This is a genomic window from Streptomyces sp. NPDC015346 (assembly GCF_043078785.1).
Taxonomy (GTDB): Bacteria; Actinomycetota; Actinomycetes; order Streptomycetales; family Streptomycetaceae; genus Streptomyces.
This window is the reverse complement of sequence record NZ_JBIBTW010000005.1, coordinates 638284-655780: the sequence shown is the minus strand read 5'-3', so window position 1 is coordinate 655780 and position 17497 is coordinate 638284. Positions and strand designations below refer to the sequence as shown.

At 73.2% G+C, this 17497-nt stretch carries 15 protein-coding genes; 8 read left to right on the top strand and 7 right to left on the bottom strand.

Annotated elements, in window-relative coordinates; translation table 11 throughout:
* Positions 1 to 8: 8 nt before the first annotated feature.
* The 4 genes from ACF06X_RS21960 to ACF06X_RS21945 all read right to left on the bottom strand — a co-directional run bounded on the left by ACF06X_RS21960 (position 9) and on the right by ACF06X_RS21945 (position 1839).
* Positions 9 to 278 (bottom strand): hypothetical protein, encoded by a 270-nt coding sequence (locus ACF06X_RS21960; RefSeq protein ID WP_392288928.1) that lies wholly within the window; start codon positions 276 to 278, stop codon positions 9 to 11.
* Positions 279 to 454: 176 nt separating this feature from the next.
* Positions 455 to 682, bottom strand: a complete 228-nt coding sequence (locus ACF06X_RS21955; RefSeq protein ID WP_392288927.1) for a DUF3107 domain-containing protein — start codon at positions 680 to 682, stop codon at positions 455 to 457.
* 135 nt (positions 683 to 817) lie between these two features.
* The gene (locus tag ACF06X_RS21950; RefSeq protein WP_392288926.1) at positions 818 to 1477 is read right to left on the bottom strand and encodes a TetR/AcrR family transcriptional regulator; all 660 of its coding nucleotides are present in this window, start codon (positions 1475 to 1477) and stop codon (positions 818 to 820) included.
* Positions 1478 to 1623: 146 nt separating this feature from the next.
* Positions 1624 to 1839 carry a hypothetical protein gene (locus ACF06X_RS21945; RefSeq protein WP_392289047.1) on the bottom strand — a complete coding sequence of 72 codons (216 nt, stop codon included), beginning with the start codon at positions 1837 to 1839 and terminating at the stop codon, positions 1624 to 1626.
* A 138-nt stretch (positions 1840 to 1977) separates the two neighbouring features.
* Between ACF06X_RS21945 and ACF06X_RS21940 the strand changes: the two genes are divergently transcribed.
* The 7 genes from ACF06X_RS21940 to moeZ all read left to right on the top strand — a co-directional run bounded on the left by ACF06X_RS21940 (position 1978) and on the right by moeZ (position 10589).
* A complete protein-coding gene (locus ACF06X_RS21940) occupies positions 1978 to 3024 on the top strand; it encodes an alpha/beta fold hydrolase (RefSeq protein WP_392288925.1) in 1047 nt (348 codons plus the stop codon).
* A gap of 8 nt (positions 3025 to 3032) precedes the next feature.
* Complete coding sequence (locus tag ACF06X_RS21935) at positions 3033 to 4328, top strand: DUF3152 domain-containing protein (protein WP_392288924.1); 1296 nt, start codon at positions 3033 to 3035, stop codon at positions 4326 to 4328.
* Positions 4329 to 4580: 252 nt separating this feature from the next.
* The gene (pelF, locus tag ACF06X_RS21930; protein WP_392288923.1) at positions 4581 to 6200 is read left to right on the top strand and encodes a GT4 family glycosyltransferase PelF; all 1620 of its coding nucleotides are present in this window, start codon (positions 4581 to 4583) and stop codon (positions 6198 to 6200) included.
* A 10-nt stretch (positions 6201 to 6210) separates the two neighbouring features.
* Positions 6211 to 7530 (top strand): hypothetical protein, encoded by a 1320-nt coding sequence (locus tag ACF06X_RS21925; protein ID WP_392288922.1) that lies wholly within the window; start codon positions 6211 to 6213, stop codon positions 7528 to 7530.
* Positions 7531 to 7656: 126 nt separating this feature from the next.
* Positions 7657 to 8616 carry an NAD-dependent epimerase/dehydratase family protein gene (locus tag ACF06X_RS21920; RefSeq protein ID WP_392288921.1) on the top strand — a complete coding sequence of 320 codons (960 nt, stop codon included), beginning with the start codon at positions 7657 to 7659 and terminating at the stop codon, positions 8614 to 8616.
* A complete protein-coding gene (locus tag ACF06X_RS21915) occupies positions 8604 to 9347 on the top strand; it encodes a spherulation-specific family 4 protein (RefSeq protein ID WP_392288920.1) in 744 nt (247 codons plus the stop codon). The genes ACF06X_RS21920 and ACF06X_RS21915 overlap by 13 nt, the downstream gene beginning before the upstream one ends.
* Before the next feature lie 63 nt (positions 9348 to 9410).
* On the top strand, positions 9411 to 10589 hold the full coding sequence (gene moeZ / locus ACF06X_RS21910) for an adenylyltransferase/sulfurtransferase MoeZ (protein ID WP_392288919.1): 1179 nt from the start codon (positions 9411 to 9413) through the stop codon (positions 10587 to 10589).
* 77 nt (positions 10590 to 10666) lie between these two features.
* On the opposite strand, the gene ACF06X_RS21905 is transcribed toward moeZ, so the two are convergent.
* The 3 genes from ACF06X_RS21905 to ACF06X_RS21895 form a co-directional block, all read right to left on the bottom strand.
* Positions 10667 to 12214 carry an alpha/beta hydrolase gene (locus ACF06X_RS21905; protein WP_392288918.1) on the bottom strand — a complete coding sequence of 516 codons (1548 nt, stop codon included), beginning with the start codon at positions 12212 to 12214 and terminating at the stop codon, positions 10667 to 10669.
* A 44-nt stretch (positions 12215 to 12258) separates the two neighbouring features.
* Positions 12259 to 13824, bottom strand: a complete 1566-nt coding sequence (locus ACF06X_RS21900) for an alpha/beta hydrolase (RefSeq protein WP_392288917.1) — start codon at positions 13822 to 13824, stop codon at positions 12259 to 12261.
* A gap of 213 nt (positions 13825 to 14037) precedes the next feature.
* Positions 14038 to 16842 (bottom strand): lysylphosphatidylglycerol synthase domain-containing protein, encoded by a 2805-nt coding sequence (locus ACF06X_RS21895; RefSeq protein ID WP_392288916.1) that lies wholly within the window; start codon positions 16840 to 16842, stop codon positions 14038 to 14040.
* Positions 16843 to 17031: 189 nt separating this feature from the next.
* On the opposite strand from ACF06X_RS21895, the gene ACF06X_RS21890 reads away from it, so the two are divergent.
* Entirely contained in the window at positions 17032 to 17475 is a 444-nt protein-coding gene (locus ACF06X_RS21890; protein ID WP_392288915.1) for an MGMT family protein, read from the top strand.
* Positions 17476 to 17497: the final 22 nt, after the last annotated feature.

The window sequence follows — 17497 nt, the reverse complement described above, 5'->3', positions numbered from 1 at the left end:
GGTGTGGGTCACACCGCCGCTGATCTGCGCAGGCGGCGGGAGGCCGGGCGCAGGAGCAGGGAGAGCAGGACCGCGGCGATCGCGAGCGCGCCGGTCAGTGTGGCGAGGGCGTGGCCGGGGCCCAGGGCCCCGTGGGTCACCAGGGCGCCGAAGACGGCGCCGAGCGAGCCCGTGGTGAGGACGACCCCACGTGCGGGAAGGCGGTCGGGCAGCCGGTGCAGGGCCGCCCAGGCCAGGGCCAGTCCGAGCAGGGCGGAGCCGAGGGCTTCCAGGAACACGGGATCACCTCGCGAGCGGTGCGGGGCGGGCAATTCGGTCGTAGGCCGTCCTACCCCTGACGCCCCGAAAGCAACCCTCTTCGCCCACCCTCACCAGCGCCGACGCCCCCGGAAAAGGCGGAAGGCCCGGCGGATTCGATCCGCCGGGCCTTCCCCCGGATGGACGTGCGTACGTCTCAGAGCGCGCCGAAACCGACCCGGCGCACCGCCGGCTCGCCGATCTCCACGTACGCGATTCTCTCGGCCGGGATCAAGACCTTGCGGCCCTTCTCGTCCGTGAGGCTGAGCAGCTGCGCCTTGCCGGCCAGCGCGTCGGCCACCGCGCGCTCGACCTCCTCGGCGGACTGCCCGCTCTCCAGAACGATCTCCCGGGGTGCGTGCTGCACGCCGATCTTGACCTCCACGGCTATGTCCCTCCGAACGGTCAGCGTTGCGCGGTCCTCCGCGCCGTACGCTGCACACATTAGCCCGGTGAGGGGACACGCACGGGCAGCCGCCGAACGCCAGGAGCGAACAGCGCCCCCGGAACCGGCCGGAGGTCAGTGCCCCTCGGCGCTCAGCTGTCCCTCCGCGGGGTGCAGCGGGAAGCCCGCGATACCGCGCCACGCCAGCGAGGTCAGCAGCGCCACCGCCTTGTCGCGCGGGATGGCGGACTCGCTGGAGAGCCAGTAGCGCGCCACGACCTGCGAGACCCCGCCCAGGCCCACGGCCAGCAGCATCGACTCGTCCTTGGACAGACCCGTGTCCTCGGCGATCACGTCGGAGATCGCCTCGGCGCACTGCAGGCTGACCCGGTCCACGCGCTCGCGCACCGCCGGCTCGTTGGTCAGGTCGGACTCGAAGACGAGACGGAACGCGCCGCCCTCGTCCTCCACGTACGCGAAGTACGCGTCCATCGTCGCCGCGACCCGGAGCTTGTTGTCCGTGGTGGAGGCCAGCGCGGTGCGCACGGCCTGGAGGAGCGCCTCGCAGTGCTGGTCGAGAAGTGCCAGGTAGAGCTCCAGCTTGCCGGGGAAGTGCTGGTACAGCACCGGCTTGCTGACACCCGCCCGTTCGGCGATGTCGTCCATCGCGGCGGAGTGGTACCCCTGCGCGACGAACACCTCCTGGGCCGCACCCAGGAGCTGGTTCCGTCGGGCTCGGCGCGGCAGGCGCGTGCCCCGAGGGCGTGCTGCCTCTGTCTGCTCGATGGCTGTCACGCCGCCTCCCAAAAATCGATCCATGCGCCTGTGGCGCCGCGCCCGCCATCGTACTTTTGGGTAACCCGGCTGTGCGCCGTGCGGACGCAGAATTTCACGGACCGGACGCCCGGGGCGGTCGGCGATTCAACGTTAAACCGAACAAATCAGCGGTAGTCGTCCTCGTCCAGGGCCACCACGCGCGTCTGTTCGGAGGCGTCGGCCTCGTTCGCCGACTCCTGTTCCAAATGGGTCGGTGCCTCGTCCTCACGCTGCTGGACTTCGGTGTGCTGCTCGGCCGCGTCGGCCTCGGGAATTTCCTCGTCGAGCACTGCGGCCTCTTCCTCGGCGAATGTGTCCGGCTCGTTCGGATCGACAGTCATGCGGTTCCTCTCCGGCAGACGCGGTTCCTCTCCCATGACCCTCTCCTACGAGCGTAGAAGCACACCTGGCGCGGCGCACCCGAACCTGTGACGCCACACACACGCGCCCCCGCGTGATCGTCTCGTAATATTGCGGCCATGTCGTCGACCGAGCCTCCGGAAACCCGGACCGCCGCCGCACCACACTCGTCGCGGACCCGCGCCGTACGGGTCGCCGACGGCGAGGAGTTGCGCTCCGTCGCGCTCCCCGGTCTCACGCTCACCGTGCGCGCCCGTCCGGGCAACCGGCCGGGGCTCCCGCCCGCGCTCTACGTCCACGGGCTCGCCGGCTCCTCGCAGAACTGGTCGGCGCTGATGCCGCTGCTCGCGGACCTCGTCGACGGCGAGGCCGTCGACCTCCCCGGCTTCGGCGACTCCCCGCCGCCCGACGACAGCAACTACTCGGTCACCGGACACGCCCGCGCCGTCATCCGGCTCCTCGACTCCGGCGGACGCGGCCCCGTCCATCTGATCGGCAACTCGCTGGGCGGCGCCATCGCCACCCGCGTCGCCGCCGTCCGCCCGGACCTGGTGCGCACGCTGACCCTGGTCTCGCCGGCCCTGCCCGAGCTGCGCGCCCAGCGCAACGCCTGGCCGACCGCGCTGCTCGCCCTGCCGGGTGTCTCCTCGCTCTTCTCGAGGCTCACCCGGGACTGGACGCCGGAGCAGCGCGTCCGCGGGGTCATGACCCTCTGTTACGGAGACCCCGGCCGGGTCACGGACGAGGGCTTCCGGCACGCGGTGGAGGAGATGGAACGGCGCCTGGAGCTTCCGTACTTCTGGGACGCCATGGCACGCTCCTCGCGCGGCATCGTCGACGCGTACACGCTCGGCGGTCAACACGGCCTGTGGCGGCAGGCGGAACGGGTGCTCGCGCCGACGCTGCTTGTCTACGGCGGCCGTGACCAGCTCGTTTCCTTCCGGATGGCACGCAAGGCGGCCGCCGCGTTCCGCGGCTCACGGCTCCTGACGCTCCCGGACGCCGGTCATGTGGCGATGATGGAGTACCCGGAGACGGTCGCGCAGGCCATCCGGGAGCTGATCGAGGACAGTGGTGCCGGCGCCGAGAGCGGCGTCGGTGGCAACAGGAACACCAGCGACAACAGCGACACCAGCGAAAACAGCGGCGACAGTGGCGGGAGCTGATCCGGGGCGTGGGACGACATAGTCGGAAGGGCCCCGCACCCGCGCCCGCAGCTCCGGTCGACACGGGGCTGCGGGAGGGTGCCGGGTCCGGGACGGGGCGGCGCAGGCGGACGCCGGACGAGGACGCGTACCCCGCACGGGACGCGTATCCGCCCCAGAACGCGTATCCGAGTACGAACACCCCGCACGCGAACGGGGACGCGAACGGCGGTGCGTACGGGCGTGGCGCCGGGCGGCCGGTCTGGGACACGCCGATGCACGGCACGCCGGTGTACTCCCCGCCCGCCGACGCGTCCGTACGGGGCGGGCACCCCGAGCACGCCGAGGACGCCCCCCGCGCCCAGCGGTACGGCGACCGGCGGGACGCGGCCCGCCCGGCCGCCGGGCCGCCCGCCGCCGAGGACCGGGCCCCGTTCATCCCCGCCCCGCGGCGCGAGAGCGCCGCCCCGGAGGAGCTCCCCGAGGAGCCGCCGGTCAAGGCCCCCGGCAAGGGGCGCACCTTCACCGGCATCGCGGCCGCCGCCGTCACCACCGTCCTCGCGGTCGTCGTGGCGGGCCAGGTGGCCGAAGGAGACTCCGGCTCCCCGCTCGCCCGCACGGCCGAGGGCCCCGCCGGGCGCGCCATGGACGACGGCACCGCCTCGCGCTCCGACGAGCGGCTCACCCCCTCGCGGCCCCCGGCCGCCGAGCCCGTCCTCCTGCCCACGTACGAGCAGTTGATGACCCGCCAGTTCCCGATCGACCCCGAGCTGAAGGGGTCCGGCGAGTTCGAAGCCGTGGCCGGCCTCGACAAGGCGCCCGGCAAGGGGCGCAAGATCCGGTACCGCGTCGACGTGGAGAAGGGGCTCGGACTCGACGGGCAGCTCTTCGCGCGGGCCGTGCAGCAGACCCTGAACGACGAGCGGAGCTGGGCCGGCAAGGGCGCGATGACCTTCGAGCGGATCTCCAGCGGCGAGCCGGAGTTCGTGATCACGCTCGCCAGCCCCGGCACCACCGCCGTCTGGTGCGCCAAGTCGGGCCTGGACACGACCGTCGACAACGTCTCCTGCGACTCCGCCGCCACCTCCCGCGTCATGATCAACGCCTACCGCTGGGCGCAGGGCTCGGAGACCTTCGGCGACGAGGCGATGCTGGCCTATCGCCAGATGCTCATCAACCACGAGGTCGGACACCGGCTCGGGCACAGCCACGTGAGCTGCCGTACGCCGGGCGCCCTGGCTCCCGTGATGCAGCAGCAGACCAAGTCGCTGGACGTCGACGGCATCAAGTGCCGGCCCAACCCCTGGGTCCACCCGGGCCGTTGACGGCCGCCGCCGCTCTCGGCGAGCACACCGGCGAGCCGCCTCAGGGGCTGGCCGGGGCCTGACGCTCCGTAAACGAAACACTCCGTACCGCGACAGAACGCCACCGCGGTGGGAAAGTTACGTGCATTCACCCCTTCCAGTGGCGCGACGGACAACCGTCCATCGCGCCACCCGCATATCCGCTTACGTTCTTCCCGCTGCGAGTCGCCGGGCCACGGCGGCCGCACACCGAGGGAGATCGGGGGTGTGCTCATGCGGATCGGATTGCTCACCGAGGGTGGTTACCCGTATGCGACGGGTGAGTCCAGGCTCTGGTGCGACCGGCTCGTGCGCGGGCTCACGGCGCACGAGTTCGACCTGTACGCCCTCAGTCGCAGCGCGCGCCAGGAGGCCGGCGGCCGGGTCGACCTGCCCCCGCACGTCCGGCGCGTACGCACCGCCCCGCTCTGGGCCCCCGAGGACGACGGCCGTACCCACGGAAGGCGTGAACGGCGGCGCTTCGCCGGCCACTTCCGCGACCTGATGACGGGCGTGTGCGCGGAGGGCGAAGGCGAGGAGGCGGCGGAGCTCTTCGCCGAAGGGCTCCACGGACTGGCCGAACTCGCCCGCGAGCGAGGCGGACTCCACGCCGCGCTCCGCTCCGAACTCGCCGTCCGCACCCTCGAGTCCGCCTGCCGCGCCCCCGGCGCACGCCGGGGCGCGGCCACCGCCACCGTCCCCGACTACCTCGCCTTCGTCGACCGCCTGGAGCGCGCCCTGCGCCCGCTCTCCCTCGACTGGTACGGCGAGGACGGGCTCGCCGCGGTCGACCTCTGCCACGCCGCGTCCGGCGGATCCGCCGCCCTGCCCGGCCTGTTGGCCAAACGCTTCTTCGGGACCCCGCTGCTGGTCACCGAGTACGGCGTCCAGCTGCGCGCGCACTACCTCGCCGCCACCGAGGCGCCCGACTCCGACCCGGTGCGCGCCCTGCTCGCCGCCTTCCACGGCCGGCTCGCCCGCGAGATCTACCGGCAGGCCGCGCTCCTCACCCCCGGCAACACCCACGCCCGCCGCTGGCAGGAGAAGTGCGGCGCCGACCGGGCCAAGCTGCGCACGGTCTACCCCGGCATGGAGTCCGAGCGGTTCACCGAGGTCGGCGAGGACGAGGAGAGCGGCGACCCGGCCACCCTCGTCTGGGTCGGCCGCGTCGAGCCCGCCAAGGACCTGATCGCCCTGCTCCACGCCTTCGCGGAGATCCGCAGGGCCCAGCCCGAGGTCCGGCTGCGGATCATCGCCGCGCCGGTGCGTGAGCCGGGCGCGGAGGCGTATCTCGCGCACTGCCGGGCGCTCGCGGCCCAGCTCTTCCCCGACGAGGCCCCCGGCGCGCACGCGGTCGGAGAGAACCCGGTCACCTTCGAGGAGATCGGCGGACCGGAGGCGCCGACGCTCGCCGAGGCGTACGCGGCCGGTGCGGTCGTCGTCCTCTCCAGCGTCGTCGAGGGCTTCCCGATCAGTCTGGTCGAGGCGATGTTCTGCGCCCGGGCGACCGTCTCCACGGACGTCGGCGCGGTGGTCGAGGTGATCGGCGGCACCGGGCTCGTCGTCCCCCCGCGCAATCCGCGGGCGCTCGCCGACGCGTGCCTCGCGCTGTTGCGCGACCCGGAGCGCCGCCACCGGCTGGGCGCCGCCGCGCGCGCCCGCGCGCTCGAACTCTTCACCGTGGAGCAGAATCTCGCGGCATTTCGCGGCATTTACCTGGAACTTCTCTCCCACTCGCCGGTGCGGCGCCAGGCCGCCGAGGGTGTCCCCTTCGCCCACCCGGCGGAGGCGTACGTCCCCGGCAGCTGGGCGGACCAGCCGGTGACCGCCGGAGCGGGAGATCCCGATGCCTGAAGGAGGCACCATGCGCGGCCCCGCCGCCCCCACGAGCCCCGGCCCCTGGGACTCCCACTCCGAGGCCCTGCTGAACACGCCGGCACTGACCACCGAGGCGCCGCCGTCCTCCTCGCTGGGCCCGGCTGCCGCATGGCCCGCCGCCTGGCGCGCCACCGAACCGGCGACCGCGCCCGAGCCGATGACCGACCCCGCGACCGAGCCCGCGACCGCGCCGACGACCGACACCGCGCACGTGGCCGCGACCGGCACCGCGCGGGCCGAGGGCGGCGCGGGTGCCGCCGCCAGGGCGGGGCGGGGACGGGGGACCGCCGACCCGGTCAAGGCGCTCATGCACCGGCATCGGGAACTGTGCGAGCGGGCCGTCGATCCGCTGGAGATCGCGGCCGGACTCGAAGCGCACGGAGTCACCGACCGGACCGCGGCGCGGTTCCGGCACCGGGACGTCTTCTCGCTCGCCGAAGAGCTCTACGCGCGCGTGCCGCGCGGCGACAGGGCGCCCGCGCGCCCCTCGGGCGAGGAAGGACCGCGCGCCGGGTGGGCGGGGTGGACCCTGTCCGCCCTGGCGCCCGGGGCCGTCGCCTCCCTCGCCGTCGCCGGACTCGCGCTCACCCACGGACCCGTGCGCCTCGCCGTCGGCGCGGCCGGGGTCCTCGGCCTGGCCCTCGCGCTCGCCGTCGCCGTCCGGCGCGGACCCCTGCGCGCCGCCGGCCGCACCGTCCCCGCCGCCCACGTCTGGACGCTCTGGCTCCTCGCGTACGCGGTCGGCGGGGACGGTCTTCTCGCCGAGACGCTGACCGGCGGGCCCGACGAGGCCTGGGACATCACCCCGATGCCTCTCCTGGGCCTGGCCCTCGCCGTCGCCCCCGCCGCCTGGTGCGCCCACCTCTTCGCCGCCAGGGCCCGCCGCAGACTCGCCGCCAGCCGGGGCCTCGACGACTTCGCCGCGGGCACCCGCCCTCTGCTCCTCGCGACCGTGGCGCTCCACCTGGCCGCCCTCGCGGGCCTCCTGAGCCTGACCGGTTTCGCCCCCGGCGCGCTCGCGCTCGGCGGCCTGCTCCTGCTCGCCCGGCTGCTCACCGTCCACGGATTCCCCGAAACCGCCGCCGCCGGACTCGCCGCCGCCTGCGCGGCCGAGGCCCTCGCCCTCGCGACGGTCCTGGCCGCCCGGCTGCCCGGCTGCGACCTCCTGGCCGTGCCGGTCCACGCCCTCGTCGACAGCTGGGGCACCGGCGCCGTACCCACCCTCGCCTGCGGGGCGGCGGCCGTCGGCCTGCTCGCCCACGCCACCGCCGCCCTCTCCCGGGCCTCGGCCCACGCCGCCCCCTGAACCCCGGCGGACCCGCGGAGCCGACGCCGCGGGCACGCCCACCGCGCAGGACCCATTCCAAGGAGACGAAAGAGACATGACCTCCCTACCCCCAGCAACGGCCGGTCGGCGCGAAGGGGCCGCACGATGAGGGTGCTGCTGCTCGGAGCCAACGGATTCATCGGCCGCTTCGTCGCCGACCGGCTGCTCGCCGACCCGGCGGTGCACCTCACCGCCCTCGGGCGCGGCGACGACGCCGACGTACGGTTCGACCTCGCCGGCGGAAGCCCCGGCGCTTTGACCCGCTTCCTGGACGCCGTCCACCCCGGAGTCGTCGTCAACTGCGCCGGCGCCACGCGGGGCGGCGCCCGGGACCTGACCCGGCACAACACCGTCGCCGTCGCCACCGTCTGCGAGGCCCTGCGCCGCAGCGGCTGCGGAGCCCGCCTGGTCCAGGTCGGCTGCGCGTCCGAGTACGGGCCCTCCCAGCCCGGCTCCTCCACCGCCGAGGACGCCGTGCCCCGCCCGGGCGGCCCCTACGGGGTCTCCAAGCTGGCCGCGACCGAGCTGGTCCTCGGATCCGGCCTCGACGCCGTCGTGCTCCGGGTGTTCTCGCCCGTCGGCCCCGGCACCCCGGCAGGCTCGCCGCTCGGCCGCCTCGCCGAGGCCATGCGCCGCGCCATGCAGGCCGGCGACGGCGAGCTCAAGCTCAGCGGCCTCGGCGTGCAGCGCGACTTCGTCGACGTACGGGATGTCGCCCGCGCCGTTCACGCGGCCTCGCTCTCCGCCGCCCAGGGCGTCGTCAACATCGGCACCGGACGCGCCGTGCGGCTGCGCGACGCCGCCGCCGTCCTGGCCAGGGTCGCCGGGTACGCCGGGACCCTGCACGAGCTCGACGGACCGCCCCAGCGGCCCGTCATCGGCGCCCCGCGCTCGGAGACCATCGCCGAACAGCTGGCCGCCGCCCCCCACCCGTACCCCGACGGCTGCGGCAGCTGGCAGCAGGCGGACGTCCGCACCGCCCGCGACCGGCTCGGCTGGCGGCCCCGGATCAACCTCGAGGAGTCCCTCGCCGACATCTGGATGGAGGCGGCATGCCGCATCTGACCACGAGCACGACCGGGGCCGTCCAGGAGATGGGCGTCGGCGTCCCCGGCTACGCCCACCCGCTGCTCGCCCCCGTCGAATGGGCCGAACTGACCCGCCCCGGCACCCCTCTGCACTGGGCGGTCCTCAACGTCGCCGACGGCCCGGGGACCCGCCCCGACCCGCACTGCCTGGAAGCGGCCGGGAAGCTGCGGAACGCCGGGGTGAAGGTCCTCGGGCACCTGGACCTGTGCCACGGCTCGCGCGCCTTCGGCGAGAGCGTCTCGGACGCCCACCGCTTCCTCGACTGGTACCAGGTCGACGGCTTCTATCTGGACCGCTGTCCCACGGACCGGGCGGACCTGCCCGAGGTGCGGCGCCTCGCGGCCACCCTGGAGTCGGTGCTCGACGGCGAGGCCCACCTCGTCCTGGGCCATGGCACCCACCCGTATCCGGGCTACGCGGAGACGGCCGACCAGCTGGTCACCTTCTCCGGCCCCTGGACGGACTACCGCTGGTCGCAGGTGGCGGAGTGGACCGCCGAGTACCCGCCGGAGAAGTTCGTCCACCTGGTCCACGGGGTCCCGCGCAGCCATCTCGACGAGGCGATGCGGATCGCCCGCTGGCAGGGAGCCGGGACGATCTTCTTCACGGACCGCGGAGACCGGACCGGACAAAGCAACCCATTCCAAACACTGCCCGGCTACTGGGACGAAATCGTCTCGCGCATTGGACCGGGTGTCTCGGAATGAGAAGGGGCGTGGCAGTGTTACGGGGAGAACAACCGTACTGACATACCGACCAACGGAGCCCCCGTGTCGCTGCCACCCCTGGTCGAGCCGGCTGCCGAGCTCACCGTAGACGAGGTCCGCAGGTACTCCCGCCACCTGATCATCCCGGATGTCGGGATGGACGGCCAGAAGCGGCTGAAGAACGCCAAGGTGCTGTGTGTCGGCGCCGGCGGCCTCGGCTCGCCGGCCCTGATGTACCTGGCCGCGGCCGGTGTGGGCACGCTCGGCATCGTGGAGTTCGACGAGGTCGACGAGTCGAACCTGCAGCGCCAGATCATCCACAGCCAGGCGGACATCGGCCGCTCCAAGGCGGCGTCCGCGAAGGACTCGGTCCTCGGCATCAACCCGTACGTGAACGTGATCCTCCACGAAGAGCGGCTCGAGGCCGAGAACGTGATGGACATCTTCAGCCAGTACGACCTGATCGTCGACGGCACGGACAACTTCGCCACGCGCTACCTCGTCAACGACGCGTGCGTGCTGCTGAACAAGCCGTACGTCTGGGGCTCGATCTACCGCTTCGACGGTCAGGCCTCCGTCTTCTGGTCCGAGTACGGCCCCTGCTACCGCTGCCTCTACCCGGAGCCCCCGCCGCCGGGCATGGTCCCCTCCTGCGCCGAGGGCGGCGTCCTGGGTGTGCTCTGCGCGTCCATCGGCTCCATCCAGGTCACCGAGGCCATCAAGGTCCTCGCCGGTGTCGGCGACCCGCTGGTCGGCCGGCTGATGATCTACGACGCCCTGGAGATGCAGTACCGCCAGGTGAAGGTCCGCAAGGACCCGAACTGCGCGGTCTGCGGCGAGAACCCGACCGTCACCGAGCTCATCGACTACGAAGCCTTCTGCGGCGTCGTGTCCGAGGAGGCCCAGGAGGCGGCGCTCGGCTCGACGATCACTCCCAAGCAGCTCAAGGAGTGGATCGACGAGGGCGAGAACATCGACATCATCGACGTCCGCGAGATCAACGAGTACGAGATCGTCTCGATCCCGGGCGCCCGCCTGATCCCGAAGAACGAGTTCCTGATGGGCACCGCCCTGCAGGACCTCCCGCAGGACAAGCGGATCGTCCTGCACTGCAAGACGGGTGTCCGCAGTGCGGAGGTCCTCGCGGTGCTGAAGTCCGCGGGCTTCGCGGACGCGGTGCACGTCGGCGGCGGCGTGATCGGCTGGGTACACCAGATCGAGCCCGAGAAGCCGGTCTACTAGTCCGCCAGGGCCGGATCGGTATGTACGTGAGAAGGGCCCGGACCTGAGGACAGGTCCGGGCCCTTCCGCATGACTCGCTACGAACAGGTCGTGCCGTACGCCGGGACCTCGCCGTCCAGCAGATAGCGGTCGACCGTCCCCGTCACGCAGGCCCCCGAGCCGTACGCGCCGTGCCCCTCGCCCTTGTTGGTGACCAGCACGCCGACGCCCTTCCCGAGCTCCTTCGCCATCTTCTCGGCCCCTTCGTACGGGGTCGCCGGGTCACCGGTCGTCCCCACGACGAGGATCGGGCCCGCGCCGGGCGCGCTCGCGTCCGGATCGGCGCGCTCGCCCTTCACCGGCCAGTCGGCGCACCAGCCCGCCGTGTCCCAGGCCAGGAACGCGCCGAAGACCGGGGAGAGCCGGCGGAACTCGGGCAGCAGCTTCCTCGCCCGCTCGAGCGTCGGCCGCTCGCTGGAATCGGCGCAGGAGATCGCCCGCTGGGAGTGCGACTGGGTGCCGTAGTGCCCGTTCGGATCCCGGTCGTTGTACGAATCGGCGAGGCCGAGCAGCGCCGTGCCGTCGCCGTTCTCGGCCTGTGCAAGCGCCGAGGTCAGCATGGGCCAACCGCTCTGCGAGTACAGCGTGACCGCGATGCCGGTGAGGGCCAGGCCGTCGGTGAGCCGGCGGTCGCCGACGGGCAGCGGATCGCGGTCCAGCCGCTCCAGCAGGCGGACGATCCGGGCCGTTCCCGCCTTCGGGTCCGCGCCGGTGCTCTTCAGGTAATTGTCCAGCGCCCGCTGGAAGCCGATCGTCTGGTTGCGCGCGTGGCCTGTGGTGTCGGCGGTCGGGTCGACGACGGCGTCGAGGACGGTCCGGCCGACGTTCCGGGGGAAGAGGTGGGCGTAGGCGGCGCCCAGCTGCGTCCCGTAGGAGATGCCGAAGTAGTTCAGCTTCGCGTCGCCGAGGACGTGCCGGACCAGGTCGAGGTCCCGTGCGGTGTTGCTGGTCGTGGTGTGCGGGATGACCTTGCCGGAGCGGCGGGCACAGCCGGCGCCGAAGGCGGCGCCGTCCTGGAAGAACGCGGCCTCCTCGGCCGCCGTGTCGGGCGTGAGGTCCGTCCGCTCGGCGGCGGCCTGTTCCCGGTCGTCCCGGCAGACGACGCCGGAGCTCCGCCCGACGCCCCGCGGGTCGAAGCCCACGAGGTCGTAGCGCTGGTTCAGCGTCCCGTACTCCTGGGCGGCCCGGGGGAGGATGTCGACACCGGAGCCGCCGGGGCCGCCGAAGTTGAAGAGCAGCGAGCCGATCCGCTCACCCTTGTCCCGGGCCTCCTTGCGGATGAGCGCGATCGGGATCGTCTCGCCGGCGGGCCGGGCGTAGTCGAGCGGGACCTTCACGCTCGCGCAGCGCCAGGCGGAGCCCGGCTTCTCGCCGCCCTTCGGGGCCTCGCACGCCTTCCAGTCGAGCCGCTGGGAGGTGAGGGAGGCGGGGAGCCCGGCCGAGCCGTCCGCGCCGGCCGGCGGCTTGGCGTCGTCGGAGGCCCGCGTCGGGCGGTCGGCGCCGGTGCCGGCGCAGCCGGTGAGCAGAAGACCGGTGACCGCGAGGGCGGCCGCCGGTATCCGCAGGGACAAGCGCGGTATGGACATACGACCCCCGTGATCCGGACCGGAAAACCGCCATCCTAGGGCGGTCACCTGCAGACGGTTCCGGAGGGCGGCACCTTCCCGCCGAGGAAGTACGCGTTCACGAGGTTCTGCACGCACGCGTTGCCGCTGTTGTAGGCGCCGTGGCCCTCGCCGTCGTACGTCAGCTCCACGCCGACGCCCTTACCGAGGGCCTGCGCCATCGCCCGGGCCCCTTCGTACGGGGTCGCCGGGTCGCCGGTCGTGCCGAGGACCAGGATCGGGGCGGAGCCGGGCGCGGAGACGTCCGGGTGGTCCCAGGTGCCGGGGACCGGCCACTGCGAGCAGCTCGCCAGCGACCAGCCCATGAAGTCGCCGAAGACGGGCGAGACCTTGCGGAACTCGGGGAGGCGCTCCTTGGCCTGCCCCAGGGTGTAGCGCTCCTTGAAGTCCACGCAGTTGATGGCCGCGTTCGCCGCCTGGATGTTGCTGTAGGTGCCGTTCTGGTTCCGGCCGTTCATGGAGTCGGAGAGGGTGAGGAGGAGCGCTCCGTCGCCGCCGTCGGCCGCGTCCAGGCCCTGCTCCAGGTACTGCCAGTACTCCTTGGAGTACAGCGCCTGCGCGATGCCGTTGACGGCGTGGGTCTGGGTGAGCTTGCGGTCGCCGATGCCGGTGATCGGCTTCTTGTCGAGCTCGGCGAGGAGCCCCGTGATGAAGGACTCGATCTCGTCGGGCGTCGAGCCGGGCAGCGCGCAGGCGTCGCCGCGGGCCACACAGTCCTTCGCGAAGTTGTCGAGGGCGAGCTGGAAGCCCTTGGCCTGGCCGAGGGCGCCGTCCACGGTGCCGGAGCGGGGGTCCACGACCGCGTCGAACAGCGCCCGGCCGACCTTCTTCGGGAACATGTGGGCGTACACCCCGCCCAGCTCCGTGCCGTAGGAGATGCCGAAGTAGTGGAGCTTGTCGTCGCCGAGGACCTCGCGCATCAGGTCGAGGTCCCGGGCGGCGTTCTCGGTCCCCACATGGGGGAGCATCGCGCCGGAGTCCTCCTGGCAGCCGGCGGCGTACTCCTTCTGCGCGTCGGACAGGGTCCGCTCCTCGGCGGTGTCGTCCGGGGTGAAGTCCAGGGCGTAGTACGCGTCGAGCTCCCGGTCGCTCGCGCACTCGACGTCCTCGCTGCGGCCGACGCCCCGGGGGTCGAAGGAGACCAGGTCGTAGCGGGAACGGAGCTTCTCGTAGTCCGGGGCGAAGGAAGGGAGGGCGGTGAGGCCGGAGCCGCCGGGACCGCCGAAGTTGAAGACGAGGGAGCCGATCCGGTTGGCCTGGTCGCGGGCCCGGGCACGGATCAGGGCCAGCTCGACCTTCTCGCCGCCGGGGTCGTCGTAGTCGAGCGGCGCGTCCATGAAGGCGCACTCCCAGGGGGTGCCGCCGGGCAGCGGCGAGGGCGGCGGGCCGCCGCCCTCCGCGGCGGACGGGGGCGGACAGGGCGCCCACTCCAGCCGCTGCGCGGTGAGCCCCGCCATGTCGGTCGGGGTGTCGCCGGCGGTGTCCTTGTCGCCGTCGTCCGAACATCCGGCGGCGAGCAGCACGGTGGTCGCGGCGAGCAGGACGGCGCGCTGAGCAGCGGAGATCGGCATGAAGCCCATCCTCGGCCGCGCCCGGCGCCCGCGCGCGGGCGGCACGTCCAACCGGGTGTCGGGCGCGCTCCGTGGCGGCGCGGGGACGTGTGCGACCGGTGCGGCGCGGTGCGGCGACGTGCGCGACCGGTGCGGCGCGGTGCGGGGAAGTGCCCGACCGGCCAGGCGCGGCGTGGGGCGACCGGTCCGGTCGCCGGCGCGCTCCGGCGGAGGCTAGAGCGCCTCCCGTTTCGTCAGCCAGTTGAAGCAGAGCCATCCCGGCAGCACCGGCAGCCACAGGGTCAGCAGCCGGTAGAGCAGCACCGCGGGGGTCGCGACCTCCAGCGGGAGGCCGACCGCCACCAGGCCGACGGTGAGCGCGCCCTCCACCGCGCCGATACCACCGGGGGTCGGCGCCGCCGAGCCGAGCGCGTTGCCCGCGAGGAAGACGACCGCCACACTCGCGTAACTGATGCCCTGGCTGTCGTGCCCGAAGGCGCGGATCGAGGCATCCAGGCAGAGCACGAAGGAGCCGGTCAGGAGCAGCATGCCGCCGATACCGGTGAGCAGCTTCATCGGCCGCTGGAGCACGTCCAGCATGCGCGGCACGACACCCGCGAAGAGCGAGCGCAGCCGGGTCGAGACGAACTTCCGGATGAAGGGGATCGCGGTGACCACCAGGACGAGGACCGCCACCGTCAACAGCCCGGCGATGACCGTCCTCGACGGGGTGAACGACCGCGACTTCTCCGTACCCGTCAGATAGCCGAAGGCGAGCAGCAGCAGGATGTGCGCCCCGAGGCCGAAGAGCTGCGACGCGCCCACGCTCGCCACCGCGAGCCCCGGACGCACTCCCGAGCGCTGGAGGAAGCGGGTGTTCAGCGCGACACCACCGACCGCCGCCGGTGCCACGATCTTCACGAACGAGCCGGCGACCTGTGCGACCACGGTCCGCCAGAACCCCACCCGCTCCGGCACGAAGCCGAGCAGGCTCATCGCGGCCGCCAGATAGCTCAGCGCCGAGAAGAGCACCGCCGCCGCCACCCACCGCCAGTCGGCCTGACTGATCACGGACAGCGGCGTGCTGGCGACCTGCGAGAGCAGGAAGTACGCGGCGATGGCGCCGGCGATCAGACTGACGAGCGTACGGGGCTTGATCCGCTCCAGGCGGACCGGTTCGACCGGCGCCTGCGGTCGGATCAGCAGCACCTGCTGCCGGATCTGCGCCAGCAGATCCTCCTCGCGGGCCTCGTCGAGCGCCACGTCGATGGCTCGCTTCTCGGCCTGCTTCTCCGCCTTCTCGATCTTCCTGTCGGCCTTCCGGTCGGCCACGCGGTCCGCCGTCGACTCCTCGCCGGGCGCGGCGGCCTCCTCCGCACGGGCCCGCTTCGCCGCCGCCGAGGCCTCCAGCACGGCCTCGCGCTCCCGCTGCGACCGCTCCCGGGCGAGTTTCCTGAGCGTCGCGCGCGTGGAGCGGCTCAGGGCGATCGGCTGGAGGAGGGGGAGGCAGTCGGCGATCGCGTCGGGGCCGAGGACCTCCACGGCCGCCGCCACCGCGCGTTCCGCGCCCACCCGCAGACCGAGGGTGGTGAGCAGCTGGGCGATGTCCATCCGCAGGACCAGATCGCCGGCCGCGATCTCGCCGCCTCGCAGATCGGTCAGGATCACGTTGCCGGAACGATCCACCAGGATCGCGTCCCCCGTGAGCCTGCGGTGCGCGATTCGGCGCGACTGAAGCGCCCGCACCTGGCGCCAGGCGCTGCGCACCACCTCGTCGGTGATCTCCTTGTCCTCCAGCGAGTCCAGGGACCGGCCGCCCACATGCTCGTAGACGAGCATCACGGCGTCCGGGCCGAGCTCGGAGGTGGCGATCAGCTTCGGCGCGTTGGCGCCCGCCGCGATCGCCGCGTACGCGAGGAGCGCCTCCTGTTCGAGCGCCTGGCGCAGCGAGACGATCGAGCGGCGGGTGGTGATGGCCCGCAGGGTGAGGCGCCGCCACGCGCGGTAGAAGAAGCCGTGCGCCTGCTGCTCGCGGTCGACGACCGTGACGTCGAGCGGAGGCCCGTCCTCCAGCGTGACGATGTACCGGCGGCCGCGGTCCCCGCTGTCGGCCGAGTCGGGCACCCCAGCCCCCTCGGCGCGGAGCGCCGTGACCGGCCGGAAGCCGACCCGGCGCAGTCCGGCGAGGAGGGTCTGGCCGGTGGGCCGGACGTTGGGGGAGCCGACCGCGTAGAGCGTTCCGTACGCGACGGTCCAGCCGATCAGCACCGTCAGGATGATCGAGAACGCCGTGGTGTACCCGGCCACCAGCATGGTGAAGGCGTCGAGCAGCAGCACGGTCCACAGGAGGACCCGCCAGCGCGGCCTGCGGGCCATGCCGACGGCCGTCATGTACGCGATGACGGGCGCGAGGTAGTTGTGGACGGGGTCGGTGAGTCCGCCTCCGGCCTGCGGCTGGGTCAGCGCGTCCTGGATGGTGCCGGGCGCGGCCCTGGCGACCCAGAGATCGGTGGCGAGGGTGACGCCGTGGGCGAGCACGGCGGCGAGGACACCGTCGGCGATCCGCAGCCCGTCGCGTTTGATCAGCCGCTCGATGGCGAAGGCGACCGGCACGAGCAGAACGGCGATGCTGGAGACGAGACCGGCGATCTTGACGAAGACGTCCGGGGCGCCGCCGGCGCCCTTGTTGATGTCCTGCTCGAGACCGGAGGTGGTGCCGTGGGCGAAGGCGGCGATGGCGACGACGAGGGCGATCGCCAGGACGCCGACGAGCAGCCGCATCAGGTCGGAGGGCCGGTGCACACGGGCGGCGAGCAGCGGCTCGTCCCCGGAGACGCGCTCGCTGGGCTCGCCTTCGGAGGCGGGCGCGTCAGGGGCGGGCTCGCCCGGAGCGGGCGCGGTGGCTTCGCGAGCGGGGGCGTCCTGGGCGGGCACGTCCTGGGCGGGGACGTCCGGGGCGGGCAGGCGCGGCGCGGGCGTCCCGGGGGTGTGCAGCTCTGGGTGCGCCTCCTCCTCGGGAGGCTGAGCGTCGTGCCCCATCACCATGTCCGTCTCTGCTTGTGTCGCGTGTGCCGCTTGCTCGGACTGATACCCCTTGTGGTACCCGTCCTGGTGTTCTTGTCGCTCTTGATCTCGTATCACCAGTCACCGCCCGCACGATGGTGGCATGAAGCGGCCTCCGCCGGAGGCATCAGGGCGGTGTCGGTGCGGTGAGGCAGGATGGGGCGGATGAGCATGCAGGAGCTTCCGGAGTACGCGGAGCGGGTGCTGGAGGTCGCCGAGCTGATCCCGCCGGGCCAGGTGATGACGTACGGAGACGTGGCCGAATGGCTGGGCGAAGGGGGACCCCGTCAGGTCGGCCGTGTCATGGCTCTGTACGGCGGGGCCGTGCCGTGGTGGCGCGTGGTGCGCTCCGACGGCGCGCTGCTGCCCGGCCATGAGCTGCGCGCGCTGGCCCACTACCGCGAGGAGGGCACCGCGCTGCGCGAGGCCGCCCGCTCCGCCGAGGGGCATCTGCCGAAACTCGACATGCGGCGGGCCCGGTGGGACGGTCAGGACGCGGCCGCGGGCGCCGGCCAGGACGTGGCCGGGGGAGCGGGAGGGGACGCGGCCGGGGGCGCCGGGCTGGACGCGGCCGGGGGCGTGCGGCCGGGTGCGGGAACTCACACGTGACAGCTTCGCCCATGGCAGCGGG